The sequence below is a fragment of the Qipengyuania nanhaisediminis genome, assembly GCF_045862805.1.
Classification (GTDB): domain Bacteria; phylum Pseudomonadota; class Alphaproteobacteria; order Sphingomonadales; family Sphingomonadaceae; genus Erythrobacter; species Erythrobacter nanhaisediminis_A.
Genome location: NZ_AP025760.1, coordinates 349,195 through 367,227, shown reverse-complemented (window position 1 = coordinate 367,227; position 18,033 = coordinate 349,195). Strand labels below are relative to the sequence as shown.

The following is an 18,033-nucleotide window of genomic DNA, read 5'->3' as shown; positions in this document are numbered from 1 at the left end:
ACCACATGGCTATTTTCCGCAAGATCGCAATCGCTCTCCTCGTTTTTGCCGTGGCGCTCGGCATCTTGCTGTATTTCCTGACGCGCGGGGACACGGCCGGACTGAGCGTCGAGGCAGTGACCGGGGTCGAACCGACGCTCGAGGAACCCGATCCCGAGACCTTTCCGACGGTGCAGATCGCCGAGCCGGTCGGCTGGGACGATGGCGAAGCGCCGGTCCCGGGCGAAGGGCTGGCGGTCAATCGCTTCGCAGAGGGGCTCGACCATCCGCGCGTGCTTCATGCGCTTCCCAATGGCGATGTGCTCGTCACCCTGACCGGCAAGCCGGCAAGCGAAGGTGGCGGCGATGACGGGATCATGGGGATGATCCGGGGCTGGGTAGCAAGCTATCTGTTCTCGCAGGCCGGCGCTGACGGTGAACCGGCCAACCAGGTCGTGCTCTTGCGCGACGGTGATGGGGACGGTGTTGCCGAGATCCGCGAGGTTATTTTGGACGGGCTCGACAGTCCTTCGGGCATGAGTTGGGCCGATGGCACGCTCTATGTCGCCAATCACGATGCATTGCTCGCCTTCGATTACACGCCGGGCGATCTGGCTGTCGCAGGCGAAGGGCGCAAGCTGCTCGACCTGCCGCCGGGCGGTGGCCACTGGATGCGCAATATCGAAGTCCATCCCGACGGCGACCGCATCTACATAGCGGTCGGATCGGTCAGCAATATCGGCGAATCCGGCATGGCGATCGAGGAAGGGCGCGCCAAGATCTGGGAATACAACATCACAACCGGCGCCGCGCGCCACTTCGCTGCCGGGTTGCGCAATCCCAACGGGCTCGATTTCAGCCCGTGGAGCGGCGAATTGTGGACGACCGTCAATGAGCGCGACATGCTGGGTTCGGACCTCGTCCCCGATTACCTCACCAATGTCCCGGTCGGCGCAAATTACGGCTGGCCCTGGATCTATTTCTACGACAATTTCGACCGCCGGGTGGATGCGCCGATGCCGCGTTTCCTGAGCAGCTATGTGCGCAATCCCGAATATGCGCTCGGGCCGCATGTCGCCGCGCTTGGCCTCGTCTTCACGCGCGAAGGGCACCGCATGGGTGATGCCATGGCCAGCGGCGCCTTCATCGCGCGCCACGGCTCGTGGAACCGCAAGCCGCCATCGGGATACGACGTTGTCTATGTCGCGTTCGACGCGCGCGGAAATCCGACCGGCTCGCCGATTCCCGTCCTGACCGGCTTCCTGAACGATGATGGCACGACCAAGGGCAGGCCGACCTGGGTCGAATGGGCAGAGGATGGCTCGCTTCTGGTCAGCGACGACACTGCCGGCATCATCTGGCGGGTCATGGCGCCCACAAGCACGCCCGGCGATGCGATTGCCCGCGTCACCGGCGATCCGCTGCGGCCGCAGCGCGAACTTGTCGATCCGCGCGCCAGTTTCGAGGAAGATTACCTGCGCCAGCAGGCTGGACAACGGGTAGACTAGCGCGCGGCGGCAGGGTCGCCGCGGCCCGCCCGTCCGGCTATCTCGCAGGCATATTGGTAGGCGGTGCGGCCCGAACGATTGCCCCGCGCGATCGCCCAGGCGAGCGCTTCGGTCTCGTCGAACGACAGGTCGGCGGGATCGGTATAGGCACGCACCATGTCGAGATAGGTCGCCTGGTTGCAGGGGTGAAAGCCGAGCTTCAGCCCAAACCGGTCGGCCAGAGCCAACGCATTGTCGCGCTCTTCGCCCGCATGAAGCGCTTCGACTTCGTCTTCCCCTCGGCTCAGGATGGCGCGGCGGTTCGATGTCACCGCGAGCCGGATATTGGTACCCCGCGCCATGATACCCCCATCGAGGAGGCTGCGCAGCGCGAACTGGGTCTGCGTTTCGCCCTCACCGAAGCCCAGATCGTCGATGAAGATGACGAAACTGCGCTTGTGGTCATGAAGCGCGGCGACCAGTCCGGCGATTTCGCGTATAGCGCCCGGTGCAACCTGCACCAGAGCGAGAGCTCCCGGACCGTCCGACTGCACCCTGGCGACGGACGCGCGAATGAGCGCCGATTTTCCCATGCCGCGCGCGCCCCAGAGCAGCATGTCGTGCGATGCCACTCCTTGCGACAATCGTAGCAAATTCTCTGTGACCGCGGATTTCTGCTTGTCGATCCCGCGCAAGGTTTCCAGTGGCAGGCTGTCGAACCTTTCGAGCCCGCGGATGCCCCGCTCATCGAAAAGATAGGCCGGGTGCGCCGTCCAGTCAGTCGCCGAGGCGTCGGGCGGCGCGAGCCGGTCGAGCGCGGACGCTATTCGCTCGAGCAGGTCGCGCGACACATCCACGCGGTCAGACCGCCAGTTTTTCGGTCGGGAGTGTATAAAGCAGGTCCGCTCCTGCCATTGCACCGGCTTTCAGACCGCGCGCCTCGGGCACGATGCGTTCAAGGAAAAAGCGCACAGTCACCGGCTTGGTCTCGGCAAGAGCGGGTGCCTTGCCTTCGGAGACGGCGCGGTCCTGCAGCAGCAGCTGCCAGCCAGCAACCGCGACTGCCGCCATCGTGCAGAACGGTACGCTTCCCGCGAGCCTGTCATCGAGGCTTGCTTCATCTTGCATCCAACGCGCGACCGCGCCGCATTGTTCGGCAAGATCCCTGAGCATTGGCGCATCACCGGCTTCGCGTGCGATGTCATCGAACAGCAAGGTGATCGCGCTGCCGCCGTCGAGCCCGAGCTTGCGGGTCACGAGATCGGCGGCCTGGATGCCGTTGGTGCCTTCGTAGATCGGGGCGATGCGCGAATCGCGCCAATGCTGTGCGGCGCCGGTCTCCTCGACGAAGCCCATCCCGCCATGGACCTGGATCCCGATCCCGGCGACCTCGACCCCCACGTCGGTGCCCCAGGCCTTGAGCATGGGAACCAGCACCTCGGAGCGCGCTTTTGCCGCCTCGTCTCCGAGCGCGCCGCGATCGACCTGGCCCGCGCAGTAATAGAGCAGCGCGCGCACGCCCTCGGTCAGCGATTTCATCCGTAGCAGCATCCGGCGGACATCGGGATGTTCGATAATCGCGACCGGGCTCTTGTCGGGCGACCCGGCGCGGGCGGATTGCACGCGCTCGGTGGCGAAAGCGATGGCCTGCTGGGTGGCACGCTCGGCAATCTGTGCGCCCTGGTTGCCGACATTGATCCGCGCATTGTTCATCATCGTGAACATCGCCATCAGTCCGCGGTTCTCCTCGCCCACCAGTTCGCCGATGCATTCGCCGTTGTCGCCATAGCTCATGACGCAGGTGGGCGAGGCGTTGATCCCGAGCTTGTGCTCGAGGCTCACCGGCCGCAGGTCGTTGCGCGGCCCGAGCGAACCATCGGCGTTGACGTGATATTTGGGAACCACGAAGAGCGATATCCCGCGTGACCCCTCAGGCGCGTCGGGAAGACGGGCGAGGACGAGGTGAATGATGTTCTCGGCCAGCTCGTGATCTCCCCAGGTGATGTAGATCTTCTGGCCTGCGATCCTGTATTTGCCCGCATGCTCGCCCTCGGTGATCGGTTCCGCGGTGGCACGCAGCGCGCCGACATCGCTGCCGGCGGCCGGTTCGGTGAGGTTCATCGTGCCCGACCACCTGCCGCTGACAAGGTCGGGGAGATAGCGCGCCTGCTGGGCCTCGCTGCCGTGATGCTCGAGCGCCTCGATCGCGCCGACCGAAAGCATCGGCAAAAGGTTAAACGCCATGTTGGCCGCACCCAGGTTCTCAAGCACGTTGCACGACAGGATGAAGGGCAAACCCTGTCCGCCGAACTCGACCGGGCTGGCGATCGCGTTCCAACCCTGTTCGACATAGGCATCATATGCCGCCTTGAACCCGTCTGGCAGGCGCACGACGCCGTTTTCGAGCGTCGCACCTTCGAGGTCGCCCACACGGTTGAGCGGCGCGAATTCCCCGGCCGCGAATTCGCCGACCCCGGCAACGATTGCCTCTACCAGGTCCGCTTCGGCAGCGGCAAATTTCTCGCTCCGGGCGAGCTCGTCGATCCCGGCATTCACCCGGATCGCGAGCAGCTGGTCCTGGGTCGGGGGGGTGTAGGGGGTCATGGAGAGGATCCTCGATCGGGCAAAAGTGTGCTTGGATTTGGCGCCAAGCAGATATAGCGCGCACAGGATGACCGGCAAGAACGCTACGGAAGTGCGCCCGGCCGATGCCGAGGCGATCGCACACGCGGTGCGAATCCTGCAAGGCGGAGGCCTTGTCGCGGTTCCTACCGAGACCGTCTATGGCCTCGCCGCGCGCGCCGACAGTGCCGAAGCGGTGGCCGGGATTTACGCCGCCAAGGGTCGTCCCGACTTCAACCCGCTGATTGTTCATGTCGCAAGCCTCGAAGCGGCCGAGACGCTGGCGCATTTCGACGATCGCGCGCGCGATCTTGCCGAGCGATTCTGGCCCGGACCGCTGACCCTCGTGTTGCCGCTGCGCTCCGGAGCCGCGATTGCCGGAGCGGTCACCGCCGGGCTTGGCACCATCGCGATCCGCCAACCCGCGCACAAGGTGATGCGCGCCGTGCTCGAGGGCTCGGGCCTCGCGCTCGCCGCGCCTTCTGCCAATCGCAGCGAAGAGGTCAGTCCGACCCGCGCCGATCACGTCGCGAATTCGCTCGCCGGCGCCTGCCCGCTGGTGCTCGATGCGGGCCCGTGCCAGCAGGGTCTTGAATCGAGCATCGTCGCCTTGCGCGAGAATGGCGATTGGCAATTGCTGCGTCCCGGTCCCGTAACCCGCGAAACGCTCGAACGGATTCTCGGTCCGCAGAGCGCGCGCAACGAGGATGCCATCGAGGCGCCAGGCCAGATGACCCGCCACTATTCACCGGGAAAGCCCATCCGCCTCGGCGCAAATGATTGCGCACATGGAGAGTTCAAGATCGGCTTCGGGCCGGTCGACGGCGACTGCAACCTGTCGGCCTCGGGCGATCTCAACGAAGCGGCGGCACGGCTGTATGACTGCTTGCACGACGCCGCTGCCTCAGACGCCGAAGCGATCTGCATCGCGCCCATTCCCGAAACCGCGATAGGCCGGGCGATCAATGACCGCCTGCGCCGCGCGGCATCGCGCTGACGCCGAGACGTCAGCGATCGTCGCGCTCGACCGGCACGGTCGGCAACAGCTCCTCGATCTCTTCGCGGATTTCTTCGGCGTCGCGGCAGGCCCCCCTGTCGCCGTCGGCGCAATTTTCCGCCTCGCGCAAATATTGCCGCTCGAGCCGCGCGAGTTTTTCCTCGCGCCGGCGGATCTCACGTCCACGCGCCTCGTCGGCCTCGGACTGGCTGGTGGTGGCCAGGTCGACCGCCTTGGCGCCCACCCGGACCGGGGCCGTGACGATATCGGCTGCGGTCTTGACGATGCAGCCGGTCAGGGCAAGCGGGGCAAGGGTGGCGATGACAAGCAAACGGGCGCGCATGATTATCACCATGCGCGCCCGGCCAGCGAATGCAAGTGGGGAATGCCCCGTGCGAGCGCGCTAGTCTTCGGCGCCAGCATCCTCGTCATTGGCTTCGTCCCCATCCGAGCCGGAGCCAGCCGCGACATCGCCATCGGGGCGGGGGCGGCAGGTGAGCGAACCCGATCCGGCCGATTGCACCGAACAGGTCGCCGAGCCGACCACCACGACATCGCCTGACCCTGCGATCTCGGCAGTGACCCGGCCGTCAGAGGCGACCTCGACATCGCCCGAGCCGGCGATCTCGACCGTGACATCTTCGGCGCTGAGCGCTGCAAGGAGAACGTCGCCCGAACCGGCGATTTCGATATGGACCATGTCGGCACTGCCCGATGCGCGCACGGTTCCCGAACCAGCAATCTCGACCTCCAGCCGCTCGGCATCGACATCGGCGACGGCGATATCGCCCGAACCGGCGATCTCGAGCTCGGCATTGCCGGCGATGCGATCGGCGGTGATGGTCCCGCTCCCGGCAATTTCCAGGTTCGCGGCGGGCGGCATGGTGATCTGCACCACCGCGCGGCCGCTCCCGTCATAAACCTTCCGGTCACGCGCGATCGAGAGGCGATCATCCTCGTGGTCGAAGCGCAGCGCTTCTCCAGCTGCGCTGTCACCCTCGAGCGAGATCGCCAGCGTGTCGCCGGTGGCGATGATCACGCTGTCGGGTCCCGCGAGGCTGATGGTGTCGAGCGTGTCTTGCGACAGGTCGAGTTCGGCGAGCGGTACCCCGTCGACATCGTCCCAATCGTCCATGTAGGCGCAGCCCGTCAGGCTGGACCCCAGGACGAGCGCGGCGATCGGGGTTGCGCGTTTGGCAATCCAGGCAAGCATGCGAATATCTCCTCGGTCAAAGCGTATTGCCGAGATAATACACCCGGCCAGCCGGCGCAACCCAAGATATAACTTGGGAGGGCGGCGCCCATGTTCGCCTGAGGGCGCAAAAGAGATGCGAAAAGGGCCGCCCCTGCGCGGGACGGCCCTTCCTTGTCCAAGGCGATGACGACTACTTGTCGTCTTCGTCGTTGTCGTAATATTGCGGGGCGTGTTCGCGCAGAACTTCGAGGATTTTCTCGAGCGCGGTGGCCTCGTCGGTTTCTTCCATCGCTGCCAGTTCGCGGGCGAGGCGGCTCGAGGCCGCTTCGAAGATCTGCCGCTCCGAATAGCTCTGTTCGGGCTGGTCGTCGGGACGGAACAGGTCGCGGGTGACCTCGGCGATCAGGACGATTTCGCCCGAATTGATCTTCGCCTCGTATTCCTGCGCGCGGCGCGACCACATGGTGCGCTTGACCTTGGGCTTGCCCTTGAGGGTCTCGATCGCTTCCTTGAGCGTCTTGTCGCTCGACAGCTTGCGCATGCCGATCGATTCGACCTTGTTCACCGGAACGCGCAGAGTCATGCGTTCCTTTTCGAAGCGCAGGACATACAATTCGAGCTGCATGCCGGCGATCTCTTCGTTCTGAAGTTCGATCACGCGGCCAACGCCATGCTTGGGGTACACAACATAATCGCCAACAGTGAAGGCGGGCGCTTTGCTTGCCATGCAAGTTCCTTTCTCGCGGTCTCCCGGCATCGGCGAACGGTCATCTCGGGCCCCGCGGTCCTGGCCTTCCTTCGGGAAGAGGCAGGAGCGCGATCATTGCCCTCCGATCGGCTGTGCTGGTGGGTGACCTTCCTGGTTAATCTCGCCAGCGCCGTTGCATTGCGGCGCGGTTGACCGATTATATACCACATTCGCAAGAAAATTGCGAGTCTATGGTCTATCGCACCTGCGCGGCGGTCCGAGCCGCATCCCGCGGCGCGGCACCAGGGCTTGCTTGGATCAGTCGCCCTGGCCAGGTTCGGCGCTGAAATACTTCTCGAATTTGCCCTTTTCGCCCTTGTGCTCGTCAGCATCTGCGGGCGGGTCCTTCTGGCCGGTGATGTTGGGCCACTCGGCCGAGAACTTGGTGTTGAGCTCGAGCCATTTTTCAAGACCGTCCTCGGTATCGGGCAGGATCGCCTCGGCCGGGCATTCGGGTTCGCACACCCCGCAATCGATGCATTCGCTGGGATTGATGACCAGCATGTTCTCGCCTTCGTAGAAGCAGTCGACCGGACAAACTTCGACGCAGTCGGTGTATTTGCACTTGATGCAGTCTTCGGTGACGACGTAGGTCATTCGGTCTCTTTCACCATCGTTTCAGCAGGGCCGGAAGCGGGTCCTGACAGGCAAGCCAGATAGGCGGCGCTGCTAAGGGCAATTAGCCCCGGCGGTCAAGCGTGCGGGTCGCGCTCGCGGTAATGCTGCGCTGCGAGCGCGGGCGAAGCTCGGCGCGCAGGCAGTCTTAGAACCTCGATCACCCGCACTTCGTTCCCCACCATCAGCGTGAGAACGTCTCCGACGCAAACCGTTTCGCTCACCCGTTCGATCCGCTTGCGATTGCAGCGCAGCGATCGCGATTCGATCAGCGCGCGCGCTGCCGAGCGGGTGCGGGCGAAGCGCAGATAGACGAGCAGCCGGTCGATGCGCAGGCAATCGGTTGCACTACCGGTCCCCGCATCGCGATTCATTTGCGCAGGAGGTCTGCCAGCTGATCGAAAGCACCGCTGGCACGGGCCGGACCGTGGTCCGGCCTGCGGTCAGGCTTGCGATCGGGTTTGCGGCCCGGTTTCTTGGCGCCGCGCGGCCGGTCGCCCGATCCGCGCCCGGCCTTCCCTCTCCCGGCATCGCGAGCCTTGTCCTTGTTCCGGTCGCTCTGGGCCTTGCGCCGGTGGGCGCGCGTATCTTCGCCAGCGCGCCGGGGGCGCCAGGTCCAGCTGTCGGGTGCGGCGGGTCCGTGCGCGTCATCGGCCAGCGGACGGGCGCGCTGGACCCGAAAACCTGCGCTGCCGAGCAGGCGGCGGGCATTGTCCTCCTCGAGCCCGATCGAGATCGGCAAGGCAAGATCGAGCCGGAATCGCGGAGAGCGCGCCTTGGCGGTCTTGTCACTTGCCTTCGCGCGCGCCTCGAATGCGCTGCGCAGGATCTTTTCAGCCAGGTCGACCCGGATCAGCTGGCTGCCCGCGAGCCGGTAACCGGCAGGGATCGCCCCGCTTTCGGAAAGGACCGGCAACATCGTGTCCTGAAGCGGTCGCTTGTCGAGGCCAAGCGCGTGGAGCAATTGCCGCGGTGCTGGTTTGAGCAGGTCGCGCGCGAACACGTCGAGCGCGCCGAAGGTTACCCCCAGCTTGCGAAGGAAGGGGCGCGTTTCCTTGGGCAGGTGTTCAAGCCCGGCCTTCTCGCGGCTGACGACCCCGCGCGCATCGACGAGGGTGATCAGCAAGGCGCGCGCCTCGCTTCCCGCCTCGGGATCGCGCGCTGCTGCGGCGAGCTTGCGCAAGGGGGCGAGCGGTTCGAGCCGTTGTTCCAGCCAGGCGAGCAGGCCGGTTTCGAGCCGGGTGCGCGCCGCATCGGGAAGGGCCGCGATCTCGCGCGCGAATTCGAGGCGGGGCCCAAACGTGTCGTCGCTCAGATTGATCGTGGCAAGCTCGTGGCCTTGCCAGCGCAGCTGACCCTTGGCGATCGAAAGGTCGTCCATCCCGGCGGCGAGCAGCTGGTCCGCGCGCTGGGCGAGGATCCCGGGCAGCGCCTTTTCGCCTGCCGCCAGCAGCATCTTGCGATCGGCCAGCCCGGCCTCGGGATCGACCGAGAAGCGAAACCCGTCGAGCCTCCCGATGGTTTCGCCTTCGACCGCTAGGCGGCCATCGTCTTCGAGCGTGACGGGAAGCGCGCTGCCATCCTGTCCCAGGGATTTCATCAAGATCGTAGTCCTTCGGTTTACAAAACGTTCGGTCAGCCGCGCATGGAGCGCATCGGACAGGCGCGCCTCGACCGCGCGGGCGCGCGCCGCCATCTCGTCGCGGGCGAGCACCCAGTCGGGGCGTTGGCAGATATAGGCCCATGATCGGATCGCGGCTATCCTTCCCTGCAGGGCATCGATCCCGCCGCCGGGCCGGTCGAGCTCGGCGATCCGCGCGGCGACGAAATCGGCGCCTAGGTAACCATTGCCGAGATCTTGCCAGAGCCTCGCGACGAAGCGCGCATGCGGATCGACCCCGAGCTGGCGGAAATCGGGTAGCGAACAGGCCTCCCAGAAGCGCCTGACTGCCGCGCGTCCGCGCACCGTTTCGCCGATCGGTTCGCCTGCAAGCCGTTTGAGCACGGCGAGGTCGATCGCTTCGGGTGCGCCGCGCAGGGCGGGGTCGTCGGGTCGCGCCTCGAGATCGGCGATCAGCGTGCCGAGCGTGTCGAAGCGCGGCTCGGCGTCGCGCCAGAACAGGTGGGTGAGCGGGGCGAAGCGATGCTCCTCGATCGCGTAGATTTCTTCCTCGGTGAATTCGAGCGGGGCTCCCGAATGCGATCCACCGCCAGACAGCGTTCCGAACGAGCCATCGCGCTGGTGACGTCCCGCGCGCCCGGCGATCTGCGCCATCTCGGCTGGCATAAGCCGGCGTTTTCGCCGCCCGTCGAATTTCGACAGCGCGGCAAAGGCGACATGATCGAGATCGAGATTGAGCCCCATGCCGATCGCATCGGTGGCGACAATGTAGTCGACTTCACCATTCTGGAACAATTCTACCTGTTTGTTGCGCGTTTCCGGTGAAAGTGCGCCCATCACCACCGCCGCCCCGCCGCGAAAGCGTCGCAGGGCCTCGGCCATGGCGTAGACCTGCTCGATGGAAAACGCGACCACCGCGCTGCGGGGTGGCAGGCGTGAAAGCTTGGTGGTGCCGCCATGGGTGAGCGTCGAGAAACGCGGACGCTCGATCATTTCCGCGCCCGGGATCAGCTGGCGCACGATCGGTTCAAGCGTGGCCGAGCCCAGGATCATGGTTTCCTCGCGGCCGCGCGCATTGAGGAGGCGATCGGTGAAGATGTGGCCGCGTTCGGGATCGGCCCCGATCTGCGCCTCGTCGATCGCGACGAAGGCGTGGCGCCCGTTCGCACCCGAGCCGAGCCGATCCATCGCTTCGGCCGTGCAGCAGAAATAGCGCGCTTGCGGCGGTTCGATCCGCTCCTCGCCGGTGATCAGCGCCACCGCCGCGTCGCCCTTGATCGCGCGCACGCGGTCATAGACTTCACGCGCCAGCAGTCGCAGCGGAAAGCCCATCATCCCGCTCGAATGCGCGCACATCCGTTCGATGGCGAGATGCGTCTTGCCGGTATTCGTGGGGCCGAGCACCGCCCGGACCCGGCCCGGGTCGCCATGCCTGTCAGATCGCGCGGAGTTCACGCGTCCGTCTTGTCAGGCTTGGCGCGCGCGGGCAATGCGCGAGTGCGATCAGCCGCGGCAGGCGCGCGACCGGGAAGGCGAACAAGGGATTGGACCCCTAGGCAAAACACCTTATCGCAGCAGGGACTCGTCTGATCGCGGGTTAAGTAGACATTTACCATGATCGGGCAAAACCCTGCGCATTGGCTGCGGCCGGCGCAAACGCGCCAGAACGCAATCGAATCAATCGGGCAGACTGTTGGAACACGACGCTGATCCTTCGCGAGACGATCGCCATCTGTCGGAACCGTTCTCCGACCACCCTGAACACGCGCTTTCGATAGACGACCAGACCGCGCGCGAACTGGCGCCGATCCTGCGCAATGCGCGTGGGCTTGCTCCGGCGACGAAATCGCAAAAAGCCCGCCGCCAGGTGCTTGCACGGGTCAGTGGCTGGCGTGCACGCTACGACGAATGGAAGATCGCGGCCGAAGATCGGATTGCCGCGCTCGACCTTGCCCCGGACCTTGCCGAGAACATCGGCAGCCGCCGCTGGTTTCGCGGCCTCGGCACGATGGTCCTGCTCGGCGCTATCGCGCTCGCCTTCTGGCCCAGCATGGCACCGCTCGAAGCACGCTCTGCAATGCCCGGGGGCGAGGATATTCGTGACGAATTTCGCAGCCAGATGATCATGCCGCTCGCGCTCGGCGGAGACAGCGGCCGGCGGATGGGCCCGACCGAAGCGGTCATTCCTCTCGCAAGCGCGCCCGAACGTCCGCAGATCGAACGCATCGCGACGCTCGCGCCGGGAGACAGCTTTGCCAGCATGCTTCGCCGCGCCGGGGTTTCGGCACGCGATATCGGCGAAGTCAGCGCGATGATCGGCAATGCCATGCCGCTCGGCGAGATCGAGCCGGGGACCCAGGTCGACCTCGTGCTCGGCCGCAGGCCCGATTCGCAATCGCCGCGCCCGCTCGATGCGCTCAAGTTCCGCGCCCGCTTCGATCTCGAACTCGAATTCACCCGGCAGGCCGCCGACGCGATCACCGGCGAGGGCGGAACGCTCTCGTTGGCGCGCAACGTGATCCGGGTCGATGACACGCCGTTGCGCGTGCGCGGCAAGGTCGGCGCGAGTCTCTACCGCTCGATGCGTGCCGCCGGGGTTCCGGCAAGCGCGGTGCAGGATTTCCTGCGCACCGTGGACGAGCAGATCGACATGGACCGCGAAGTGCGCGCCTCGGACGAGTTTGATATCATCATCGCCTATCGCCGCGCCGCAACCGGCGAGCGCCAGGCTGGCCGCCTGCTCTATGCCGGGATCGACCGCGACGGCGAGGCCAGGACCCAGCTGATGCGCTGGGGCGAGGACGGCAAGTTTTATGAAGCGTCGGGTGTCGGCGAGCAGCGCCGTGGGCTCGTCGCCCCGGTGCCGGGCTCGATCTCCTCGCGCTATGGCATGCGCCGCCACCCGATCCTCGGCTACCGGCGAATGCATTCCGGGATGGATTTCCGTGCGCGTCACGGGACCCCGATCGTCGCGGTCACCGATGGGCGCGTGCAATCGGCCGGGCGCGCGGGCGGCTGCGGGATCGCAGTGAAGCTCGATCATGGCGGCGGGCTCCAGACCCGCTATTGCCACATGAGCCGGATGGCGGTGCGACGCGGCCAGCAGGTCAAGCGCGGACAGGTCATCGGCTATGTCGGCTCGACCGGCCTCTCGACCGGCCCGCACCTCCATTACGAGATGTACCGCCGCGGCCGGGCGATCAATCCCGCGAGCGTCGATTTCGTCACCCGCGCGGTGCTGTCGGGCACCGAGCTCATCGATTTCCGTCGCCAGCTGATCAAGCTGAAACAGGTCGAACCCGGAGCCGCGCTCGAAGATCTCGAACCACTCGAGACCGAGACCGACGAGCCGCTGCGCGAAATCGAGAAGATCGCTCTCGCTCAGCGCCGCGCCCGAGCGAATTGATCACGCGCCCGATTTGGGGCAAGTCCGCCTGCATGAGTGCCAGCTACCCCAATATCCGCATGCGCCGCACCCGTGCGAGCCGCTGGAGCCGCGATCTCCATCGCGAAACCGTGATGACGCCCTCCGACCTGATCTGGCCCCTATTCGTCACCGAGGGCCAGGGGGTCGAGGACCCGGTAAAGACGCTGCCGGGCGTGTCGCGCTGGTCGATCGACGGGATCGTCGCGCGCGCGAAAGAAGCGGTCGAACTCGGCATTCCGGTAGTCGCGCTGTTTCCAAATACGCCCGCCGACAAGCGTAGCGATGACGGGGCCGAAGCGCACGATCCCGACAACCTGATGTGCCGCGCGATCCGCGCGATCAAGCAAGCGTGCGGCAACGATCTCGGCGTGCTCACCGATGTCGCGCTCGACCCCTATACCAGCCACGGGCAGGACGGCCTGGTCGACGATTCCGACTATGTCCTCAATGACGAGACGGTCGCGGTGCTGGTCGACCAGGCGACCAACCAGGCCGAGGCCGGTGCCGACATCATCGCCCCGTCCGACATGATGGATGGCCGCGTCCACGCGATCCGCATGGCGCTCGAAATGGGTGGGCATCGCAATGTCCAGATCATGAGCTATGCCGCCAAATATGCGAGCGCCTTCTACGGTCCTTTCCGCGATGCGGTGGGTTCGGGCGGCCTGCTCAAAGGCGACAAGAAAAGCTACCAGATGGACCCTGCCAATGGCGACGAGGCGCTGCGCGAGGTGGAGCTCGACATTGCCGAGGGCGCCGACAGCGTGATGGTCAAGCCGGGCCTTGCCTATCTCGACATCATCTACCGGGTGAAACAGCGCTTCGGCGTGCCGGTCTTTGCCTACCAGGTGAGCGGCGAATACGCGATGATCGAGGCCGCGCAAAGCGTTGGCGCGGGCGACCGCGATGCGCTGCTGATGGAAAAGCTGATCGCCTTCAAACGCGCCGGATGCAGCGGGGTGCTGACCTATCACGCGCCTGTGGCAGCGCGCCTCCTCAATGGCTGACTTTCGCCACGAGACCGAGCGGCTGGTCCTGCGCGACTGGCGCGAGGAGGACTGGGAGCCGTTCTGGCGTGGCACGAACACGCCGGCTGTCATGCGCTGGCTTGGCGGAGTGGCCGACGAGCAGGTCAGGGCGGACGCACGCGCGCGGCTCGAACGCTACGATCGCGATTTCGGGCACACGTTCTGGGTCGTCGAGCGCCGGTCCGACGGCGCGGTGCTGGGCTTTTGCGGGCTCAAGCGCTGCACCGAAGAGGCAGGGCCCCTGGGAATGACCGAGCTCGGCTATCGCCTGCGCGAAGATGCCTGGGGCAAGGGCTATGCCCGCGAAGCCGCCGAAGCCAGCCTGGCGCTGGGGTTCGAACGGTTCGCAGCGGACGAGATCATCGCGCTTACGGTCGAGGGCAACCAGGCAAGCTGGGGGCTGATGGAACGGCTCGGAATGGCCCGCCGTCCCGATCTCGATTTTCCCGAGACCATGTGGGCGCAGGATTACGGCCCTGTCATTGTCTACTCGCTCGCGCGCGATGCCTGGGCCGCGACTAATGCCTGAAATCATCGCCGAGACCGAGCGGCTCGTCCTGCGCACGATCGACGAAAAAGACGCCGAGGAGCAGTACCGCCTGCTTAACACCGAGGCGGTGATGGCGCATCTTGGCGGGGTGAAGGAACTGCACGAGATCGAGGCCAAGCACGCCAAGGCGATGCAATCCTACGCGCGCGAAGGCTTCAGTTTCCTGTTCATGATCGAGAAGGCGAGCGGCGAGATGGTCGGCCATTGCGGGATCAAGCGGGTCGACAACCCGCTCGCGCCGAATGTCGGCACCCACGAGATTGGCTGGCTGGTGCGAGAAGACCGCTGGCGGCAAGGTCTCGCCGAAGAGGCTATGCGCGCGGTGCTTGACTGGGCCTTCGGCCGCGTTGGTGCCCCGCATGTCGTCGCGCTCACCAGCGCCGCCAACGCGGCAAGCTGGAAGCTCATGCAAAAGCTCGGGATGGAGCGGCGCGAAGATCTCGATTTCGATGACCCGGCCTTCCCGTCCGAAGACAATCCGACGATCCAGTACTCGCTGACCGCCAAGCAATGGAAAGAGCACCGATGAACACCACCAACCCGCATCCCGGCGCGAACATCATCCCGATCCACGGCAAGACCCCGGTGATCCACGAAAGCGCCTTCATCGCGCCGGGAGCAACGATCATCGGCGATGTCGAGATCGGGGCAGGTTCCTCGATCTGGTACAATTGCGTCGTGCGCGCCGATGTCTTCACCATCCGCATCGGCGAACGCACCAATGTCCAGGACGGCTCGATCCTCCATTGCGATCCTCCGCGCCCTGGCGACGAGGAAGGTTCGCCGCTGGTGATCGGCGACGACGTTCTGATCGGCCACATGGCGATGGTGCATGGCTGCACGATACACGACCGCGGCTTTGTCGGGCTGGGCGCGATCGCGATGAACAAGGCGGTGATCGCCAGCGATGCCATGCTGGCAGCCGGAGCGATGCTGACCGAACGCAAGGTGATGGGCGAGCGCGAGTTGTGGGCCGGACGCCCGGCCAAGCGGTTAAAAGAGCTCAGCGATGCCGCGATTGCCGGAATGCGCGTGGGCGTTGCCCATTATGCCGAGAACGCCAAACACCACAGCGAAGCGGTCGCCGCTGCGCTGGGCTAGGGTTGAGCTAGTCTGCGATCATCGCGCGCAGGGTCTCGATCCGGTCGGCTTCGTGGACCGGCTTGTCCCAGCGTATGCGGTGGATGCGCGGGAAACGCATGGCGAGCCCCGACTTGTGGCGTTTCGATGCGTGCACGCTGTCGAAGGCGACCTCGAACACGAGAGTCCGCTCAACCTCGCGCACCGGGCCAAAACGGTTGACCGTGGTGCGCCGGACGATCCGGTCGAGTTTCTTGAGCTCGGCATCGGTGAAACCCGAATAGGCCTTGCCCACCGGTAGAAGCTCAGCGCCCTTGTCGGGATCGCCGTCCCAGCAGCCGAACGTGTAGTCCGAGTAAAAGCTCGACCTTTTGCCCGACCCGCGCTGGGCATACATCAGCACGCAATCGACCAGCAGCGGGTCGCGCTTCCACTTGTACCAATATCCCACGCGTCGGCCGGCAATGTAGGGGCTGTCGCGGCGTTTGAGCATCAGCCCCTCGATCGCGGCATCGCGCGAGCCTTCGCGGATCTTGGCAAGCTCATCGAAATCCTTCGCCTCGACTACGGTCGAGAGGTCGAAATGGCTCGCCGGCAGGCGGGTGACGAGCTTTTCGAGCGCGGCGCGACGCTCGGTCCAGGGCTTTTCGCGCAGGTCCTCGTCCTCGACAATCAGCGCATCGTAAAGCCGCACGAAAGCGGGCGCTTCGGCGAGCATTTTCTTCGACACCGTCTTGCGCCCGAGCCGCTGCTGGAGCGCATTAAAGCTCGCCGCTCCCCCTTGCGTCTCGTCGTTCTCGGCTCCGCCCTGAACGTCGCCGCGCACCAGCAATTCACCGTCGAGCACTGCGTCCATCGGCAGCTTGTCCAGCAATTCGGGAAAGGTGGCCGAGATGTCGTCGCCGCTGCGCGAATAGAGCCGCGTGTGCGGCTGGCCGTCGGCATCGGTCACCCTCACCAATTGCACGCGGATGCCATCCCATTTCCACTCGGCGGCATAGTCGGCAAGATCGACCACCGTCTCCTCGAGCGGGTGAGCGAGCATGAAGGGGCGAAAGCGCGGCGTGCCCGAAACGTCGGGCGGGGCCTCGCCCTTGCCGGCCCATGCGAACAGGCTGTCATAGGGCGGAGCGAGCGCGTGCCAATATTCCTCGACCTCCTCGACCGCGACATCGAAAGCCTGCGCGAACGCGGTCTTCGCCAGCCGCGCCGAGACCCCGATCCGCATGCCGCCGGTCGCAAGCTTGATCAGAGCGAAGCGGCCATTGGCATCGAGCCGGTCGAGCAGTTTCGGCAACTCCTTGGGCGCGGTATTGCGGTTGAGCGAGGAAAGCATTTCGACCGTCTCGGAAAGGCTCGCCGGATTGCCCTCGACCGCGCCGCTTTCGGGCCAGAGCAGGCTCGCGGTCTCGGCGGTGTCGCCGACGAAATCGCGACTGAGAGTCCAGAGGACGGGGTCGACCCTGTCCTTCATCAGATTGCGCACGGTCGATGATTTTACTGCCGGAAAATCGAGTTCGCCGGTCAGCGCGCCGAGCGCCCAGCCGCGATCGGGATCGGGCGTTTCGCGAAGATACTCGGCGATCAGCGCAAGCTTGCGGTTGCGGCTGGTTGTATAGACCAGCGTGTCGAGGAGGTTGGAGAACGCCTTCACTCGTCTTCATCCTCGCGCCCCACCAGGGCGAGCGCGCGCGCCTTGCGCTGGTTGAGCTGGCACCAGCGCAGCAAGGCCTCCTCGCGGCCATGCGTGATCCAGGTTTCCTGCGGGTTCACCTCTGCAATCGTGGTAGTGAGTTCGTTCCAGTCGGCATGATCGGAGATGATGAGCGGCAATTGCACGTTGCGCTGACGGGCGCGACCGCGCACCCGCATCCACCCGCTCGCCATGGCGGTGACAGGGTCGGGCAGGCGGCGACTCCAGCGATCGCCCAGCGCCGATGGCGGGGCGACGATGATGCTGGAGCGCATATCGTCCTTGGAATGATCGGCGACCAGTTTCAATTCGCCCAAGTTAACCCCGTGCTCCTCGTAGAGCCGGCACATTTTTTCCATCGCGCCGTGGAGATAGATCGGCTCCGTGTGACCGGCGGCGCGCAATTCAGCGATTACCCGCTGCGCCTTGCCCAGCGCATAGGCGCCGACCAACACGCTGCCCTCGGGATGATCCTCGCGCGCCTTCAGGAGCTTCGCCATCTCGTCTTCGATCGGGGGGTGGGTGAAGACCGGCAGGCCGAAGGTAGCCTCAGTGATGAAGATGTCGCAGGGCGTGACTTCGAAGGGCGGGCAGGTCGGGTCGGGGCGGCGCTTGTAATCGCCGGTGATCACCACCCGTTCGCCCACATGTTCAAGCAGGATCTGTGCGCTTCCGAGCACGTGGCCTGCCGGGATATAGGTCGCATCGACCCCGCCCGGGAGGCGGATCGTCTCGCCATATTCGACCGGCACTGCCTTGGTGGGAATCTCGCCGTTCTCATCCTCGGCGCCCGAGCGGTAGCGCAGCTTCATGATCGCCAGCGTTTCGGGGGTGGCAATGGTCTCGCCATGGCCACCGCGCGCGTGATCGGCGTGGCCGTGAGTGACCAGAGCGCGATCGACCGCGCGGCCGGGATCGATCCAGGCATCAGCGGGCACCACATGAACGCCCCACGGCTCGGGCCGGATCCAGGAAAACGGGGCGGTCATCA

At 65.5% G+C, this 18,033-nt stretch carries 17 protein-coding genes; 7 read left to right on the top strand and 10 right to left on the bottom strand.

Annotation, left to right across the window (positions count from 1 at the left end; all coding sequences use genetic code 11):
- Positions 1-5: 5 nt before the first annotated feature.
- A complete protein-coding gene (locus ACKTSM_RS01785; protein ID WP_407875435.1) occupies positions 6-1,487 on the top strand; it encodes a PQQ-dependent sugar dehydrogenase in 1,482 nt (493 codons plus the stop codon).
- On the opposite strand, the gene ACKTSM_RS01780 is transcribed toward ACKTSM_RS01785, so the two are convergent.
- Together ACKTSM_RS01780 and ACKTSM_RS01775 are read right to left on the bottom strand one after the other, a co-directional pair.
- The gene (locus tag ACKTSM_RS01780; protein WP_407875434.1) at positions 1,484-2,323 is read right to left on the bottom strand and encodes a DUF815 domain-containing protein; all 840 of its coding nucleotides are present in this window, start codon (positions 2,321-2,323) and stop codon (positions 1,484-1,486) included. The two genes, ACKTSM_RS01785 and ACKTSM_RS01780, sit on opposite strands and share 4 nt — an antisense overlap.
- 4 nt (positions 2,324-2,327) lie before the next feature.
- Positions 2,328-4,070, bottom strand: a complete 1,743-nt coding sequence (locus ACKTSM_RS01775) for an acyl-CoA dehydrogenase (RefSeq protein WP_407875433.1) — start codon at positions 4,068-4,070, stop codon at positions 2,328-2,330.
- Positions 4,071-4,137: 67 nt separating this feature from the next.
- Between ACKTSM_RS01775 and ACKTSM_RS01770 the strand changes: the two genes are divergently transcribed.
- Positions 4,138-5,085: an L-threonylcarbamoyladenylate synthase gene (locus tag ACKTSM_RS01770; protein ID WP_407875432.1), complete on the top strand. Its 948-nt coding sequence runs from the start codon at positions 4,138-4,140 to the stop codon at positions 5,083-5,085.
- Positions 5,086-5,095: 10 nt separating this feature from the next.
- Here ACKTSM_RS01770 and ACKTSM_RS01765 read toward each other — a convergent pair whose 3' ends face one another.
- From ACKTSM_RS01765 to ACKTSM_RS01740, 6 genes are all read right to left on the bottom strand, one after another.
- Positions 5,096-5,428, bottom strand: coding sequence for a hypothetical protein (locus ACKTSM_RS01765; protein ID WP_407875431.1), 333 nt, complete (start codon positions 5,426-5,428; stop codon positions 5,096-5,098).
- 60 nt (positions 5,429-5,488) lie between these two features.
- Entirely contained in the window at positions 5,489-6,298 is an 810-nt protein-coding gene (locus ACKTSM_RS01760; protein ID WP_407875430.1) for a head GIN domain-containing protein, read from the bottom strand.
- A 172-nt stretch (positions 6,299-6,470) separates the two neighbouring features.
- Positions 6,471-7,007 (bottom strand): CarD family transcriptional regulator, encoded by a 537-nt coding sequence (locus ACKTSM_RS01755; RefSeq protein WP_407875429.1) that lies wholly within the window; start codon positions 7,005-7,007, stop codon positions 6,471-6,473.
- Between the two features lie 279 nt (positions 7,008-7,286).
- Positions 7,287-7,625: a ferredoxin FdxA gene (gene fdxA, locus ACKTSM_RS01750; protein WP_407875428.1), complete on the bottom strand. Its 339-nt coding sequence runs from the start codon at positions 7,623-7,625 to the stop codon at positions 7,287-7,289.
- 95 nt (positions 7,626-7,720) lie between these two features.
- Positions 7,721-8,017: a S4 domain-containing protein gene (locus tag ACKTSM_RS01745; RefSeq protein WP_407875427.1), complete on the bottom strand. Its 297-nt coding sequence runs from the start codon at positions 8,015-8,017 to the stop codon at positions 7,721-7,723.
- Complete coding sequence (locus ACKTSM_RS01740) at positions 8,014-10,620, bottom strand: helicase-related protein (RefSeq protein ID WP_407876391.1); 2,607 nt, start codon at positions 10,618-10,620, stop codon at positions 8,014-8,016. Before ACKTSM_RS01740 ends, ACKTSM_RS01745 begins: the two co-directional genes overlap by 4 nt.
- 337 nt (positions 10,621-10,957) lie before the next feature.
- Here ACKTSM_RS01740 and ACKTSM_RS01735 point away from each other — a divergent pair, with 337 nt between their 5' ends.
- The 5 genes from ACKTSM_RS01735 to ACKTSM_RS01715 are packed head-to-tail and all read left to right on the top strand — an operon-like array spanning position 10,958 to position 15,370.
- The gene (locus tag ACKTSM_RS01735) at positions 10,958-12,670 is read left to right on the top strand and encodes a M23 family metallopeptidase (protein WP_407875426.1); all 1,713 of its coding nucleotides are present in this window, start codon (positions 10,958-10,960) and stop codon (positions 12,668-12,670) included.
- A gap of 32 nt (positions 12,671-12,702) precedes the next feature.
- The gene (gene hemB / locus ACKTSM_RS01730) at positions 12,703-13,698 is read left to right on the top strand and encodes a porphobilinogen synthase (RefSeq protein ID WP_407875425.1); all 996 of its coding nucleotides are present in this window, start codon (positions 12,703-12,705) and stop codon (positions 13,696-13,698) included.
- Complete coding sequence (locus ACKTSM_RS01725; protein WP_407875424.1) at positions 13,691-14,248, top strand: GNAT family N-acetyltransferase; 558 nt, start codon at positions 13,691-13,693, stop codon at positions 14,246-14,248. The genes hemB and ACKTSM_RS01725 overlap by 8 nt, the downstream gene beginning before the upstream one ends.
- Positions 14,241-14,798: a GNAT family N-acetyltransferase gene (locus ACKTSM_RS01720; protein WP_407875423.1), complete on the top strand. Its 558-nt coding sequence runs from the start codon at positions 14,241-14,243 to the stop codon at positions 14,796-14,798. The genes ACKTSM_RS01725 and ACKTSM_RS01720 overlap by 8 nt, the downstream gene beginning before the upstream one ends.
- Positions 14,795-15,370 carry a gamma carbonic anhydrase family protein gene (locus tag ACKTSM_RS01715; RefSeq protein ID WP_407875422.1) on the top strand — a complete coding sequence of 192 codons (576 nt, stop codon included), beginning with the start codon at positions 14,795-14,797 and terminating at the stop codon, positions 15,368-15,370. Before ACKTSM_RS01720 ends, ACKTSM_RS01715 begins: the two co-directional genes overlap by 4 nt.
- 7 nt (positions 15,371-15,377) lie before the next feature.
- On the opposite strand, the gene ACKTSM_RS01710 is transcribed toward ACKTSM_RS01715, so the two are convergent.
- Entirely contained in the window at positions 15,378-17,003 is a 1,626-nt protein-coding gene (locus tag ACKTSM_RS01710; RefSeq protein ID WP_407875421.1) for a cisplatin damage response ATP-dependent DNA ligase, read from the bottom strand.
- Positions 17,000-18,031, bottom strand: a complete 1,032-nt coding sequence (locus tag ACKTSM_RS01705) for a ligase-associated DNA damage response exonuclease (RefSeq protein ID WP_407875420.1) — start codon at positions 18,029-18,031, stop codon at positions 17,000-17,002. The genes ACKTSM_RS01710 and ACKTSM_RS01705 overlap by 4 nt, the downstream gene beginning before the upstream one ends.
- Between the last annotated feature and the right edge of the window lie 2 nt (positions 18,032-18,033).

Bases quoted from the DNA above. Each gene is read 5' to 3' on its own strand.
- ACKTSM_RS01705 (WP_407875420.1), bottom strand. From the start codon at position 18,031: ATGACCGCCCCGTTTTCCTGGATCCGGCCCGAGCCGTGGGGCGTTCAT.
- ACKTSM_RS01715 (WP_407875422.1), top strand. From the start codon at position 14,795: ATGAACACCACCAACCCGCATCCCGGCGCGAACATCATCCCGATCCAC.
- fdxA (WP_407875428.1), bottom strand. From the start codon at position 7,625: ATGACCTACGTCGTCACCGAAGACTGCATCAAGTGCAAATACACCGAC.
- ACKTSM_RS01745 (WP_407875427.1), bottom strand. From the start codon at position 8,017: ATGAATCGCGATGCGGGGACCGGTAGTGCAACCGATTGCCTGCGCATC.
- ACKTSM_RS01775 (WP_407875433.1), bottom strand. From the start codon at position 4,070: ATGACCCCCTACACCCCCCCGACCCAGGACCAGCTGCTCGCGATCCGG.
- ACKTSM_RS01755 (WP_407875429.1), bottom strand. From the start codon at position 7,007: ATGGCAAGCAAAGCGCCCGCCTTCACTGTTGGCGATTATGTTGTGTAC.
- ACKTSM_RS01725 (WP_407875424.1), top strand. From the start codon at position 13,691: ATGGCTGACTTTCGCCACGAGACCGAGCGGCTGGTCCTGCGCGACTGG.
- ACKTSM_RS01720 (WP_407875423.1), top strand. From the start codon at position 14,241: ATGCCTGAAATCATCGCCGAGACCGAGCGGCTCGTCCTGCGCACGATC.
- ACKTSM_RS01785 (WP_407875435.1), top strand. From the start codon at position 6: ATGGCTATTTTCCGCAAGATCGCAATCGCTCTCCTCGTTTTTGCCGTG.
- ACKTSM_RS01760 (WP_407875430.1), bottom strand. From the start codon at position 6,298: ATGCTTGCCTGGATTGCCAAACGCGCAACCCCGATCGCCGCGCTCGTC.
- ACKTSM_RS01770 (WP_407875432.1), top strand. From the start codon at position 4,138: ATGACCGGCAAGAACGCTACGGAAGTGCGCCCGGCCGATGCCGAGGCG.
- ACKTSM_RS01765 (WP_407875431.1), bottom strand. From the start codon at position 5,428: ATGCGCGCCCGTTTGCTTGTCATCGCCACCCTTGCCCCGCTTGCCCTG.
- hemB (WP_407875425.1), top strand. From the start codon at position 12,703: ATGAGTGCCAGCTACCCCAATATCCGCATGCGCCGCACCCGTGCGAGC.
- ACKTSM_RS01740 (WP_407876391.1), bottom strand. From the start codon at position 10,620: ATGTGCGCGCATTCGAGCGGGATGATGGGCTTTCCGCTGCGACTGCTG.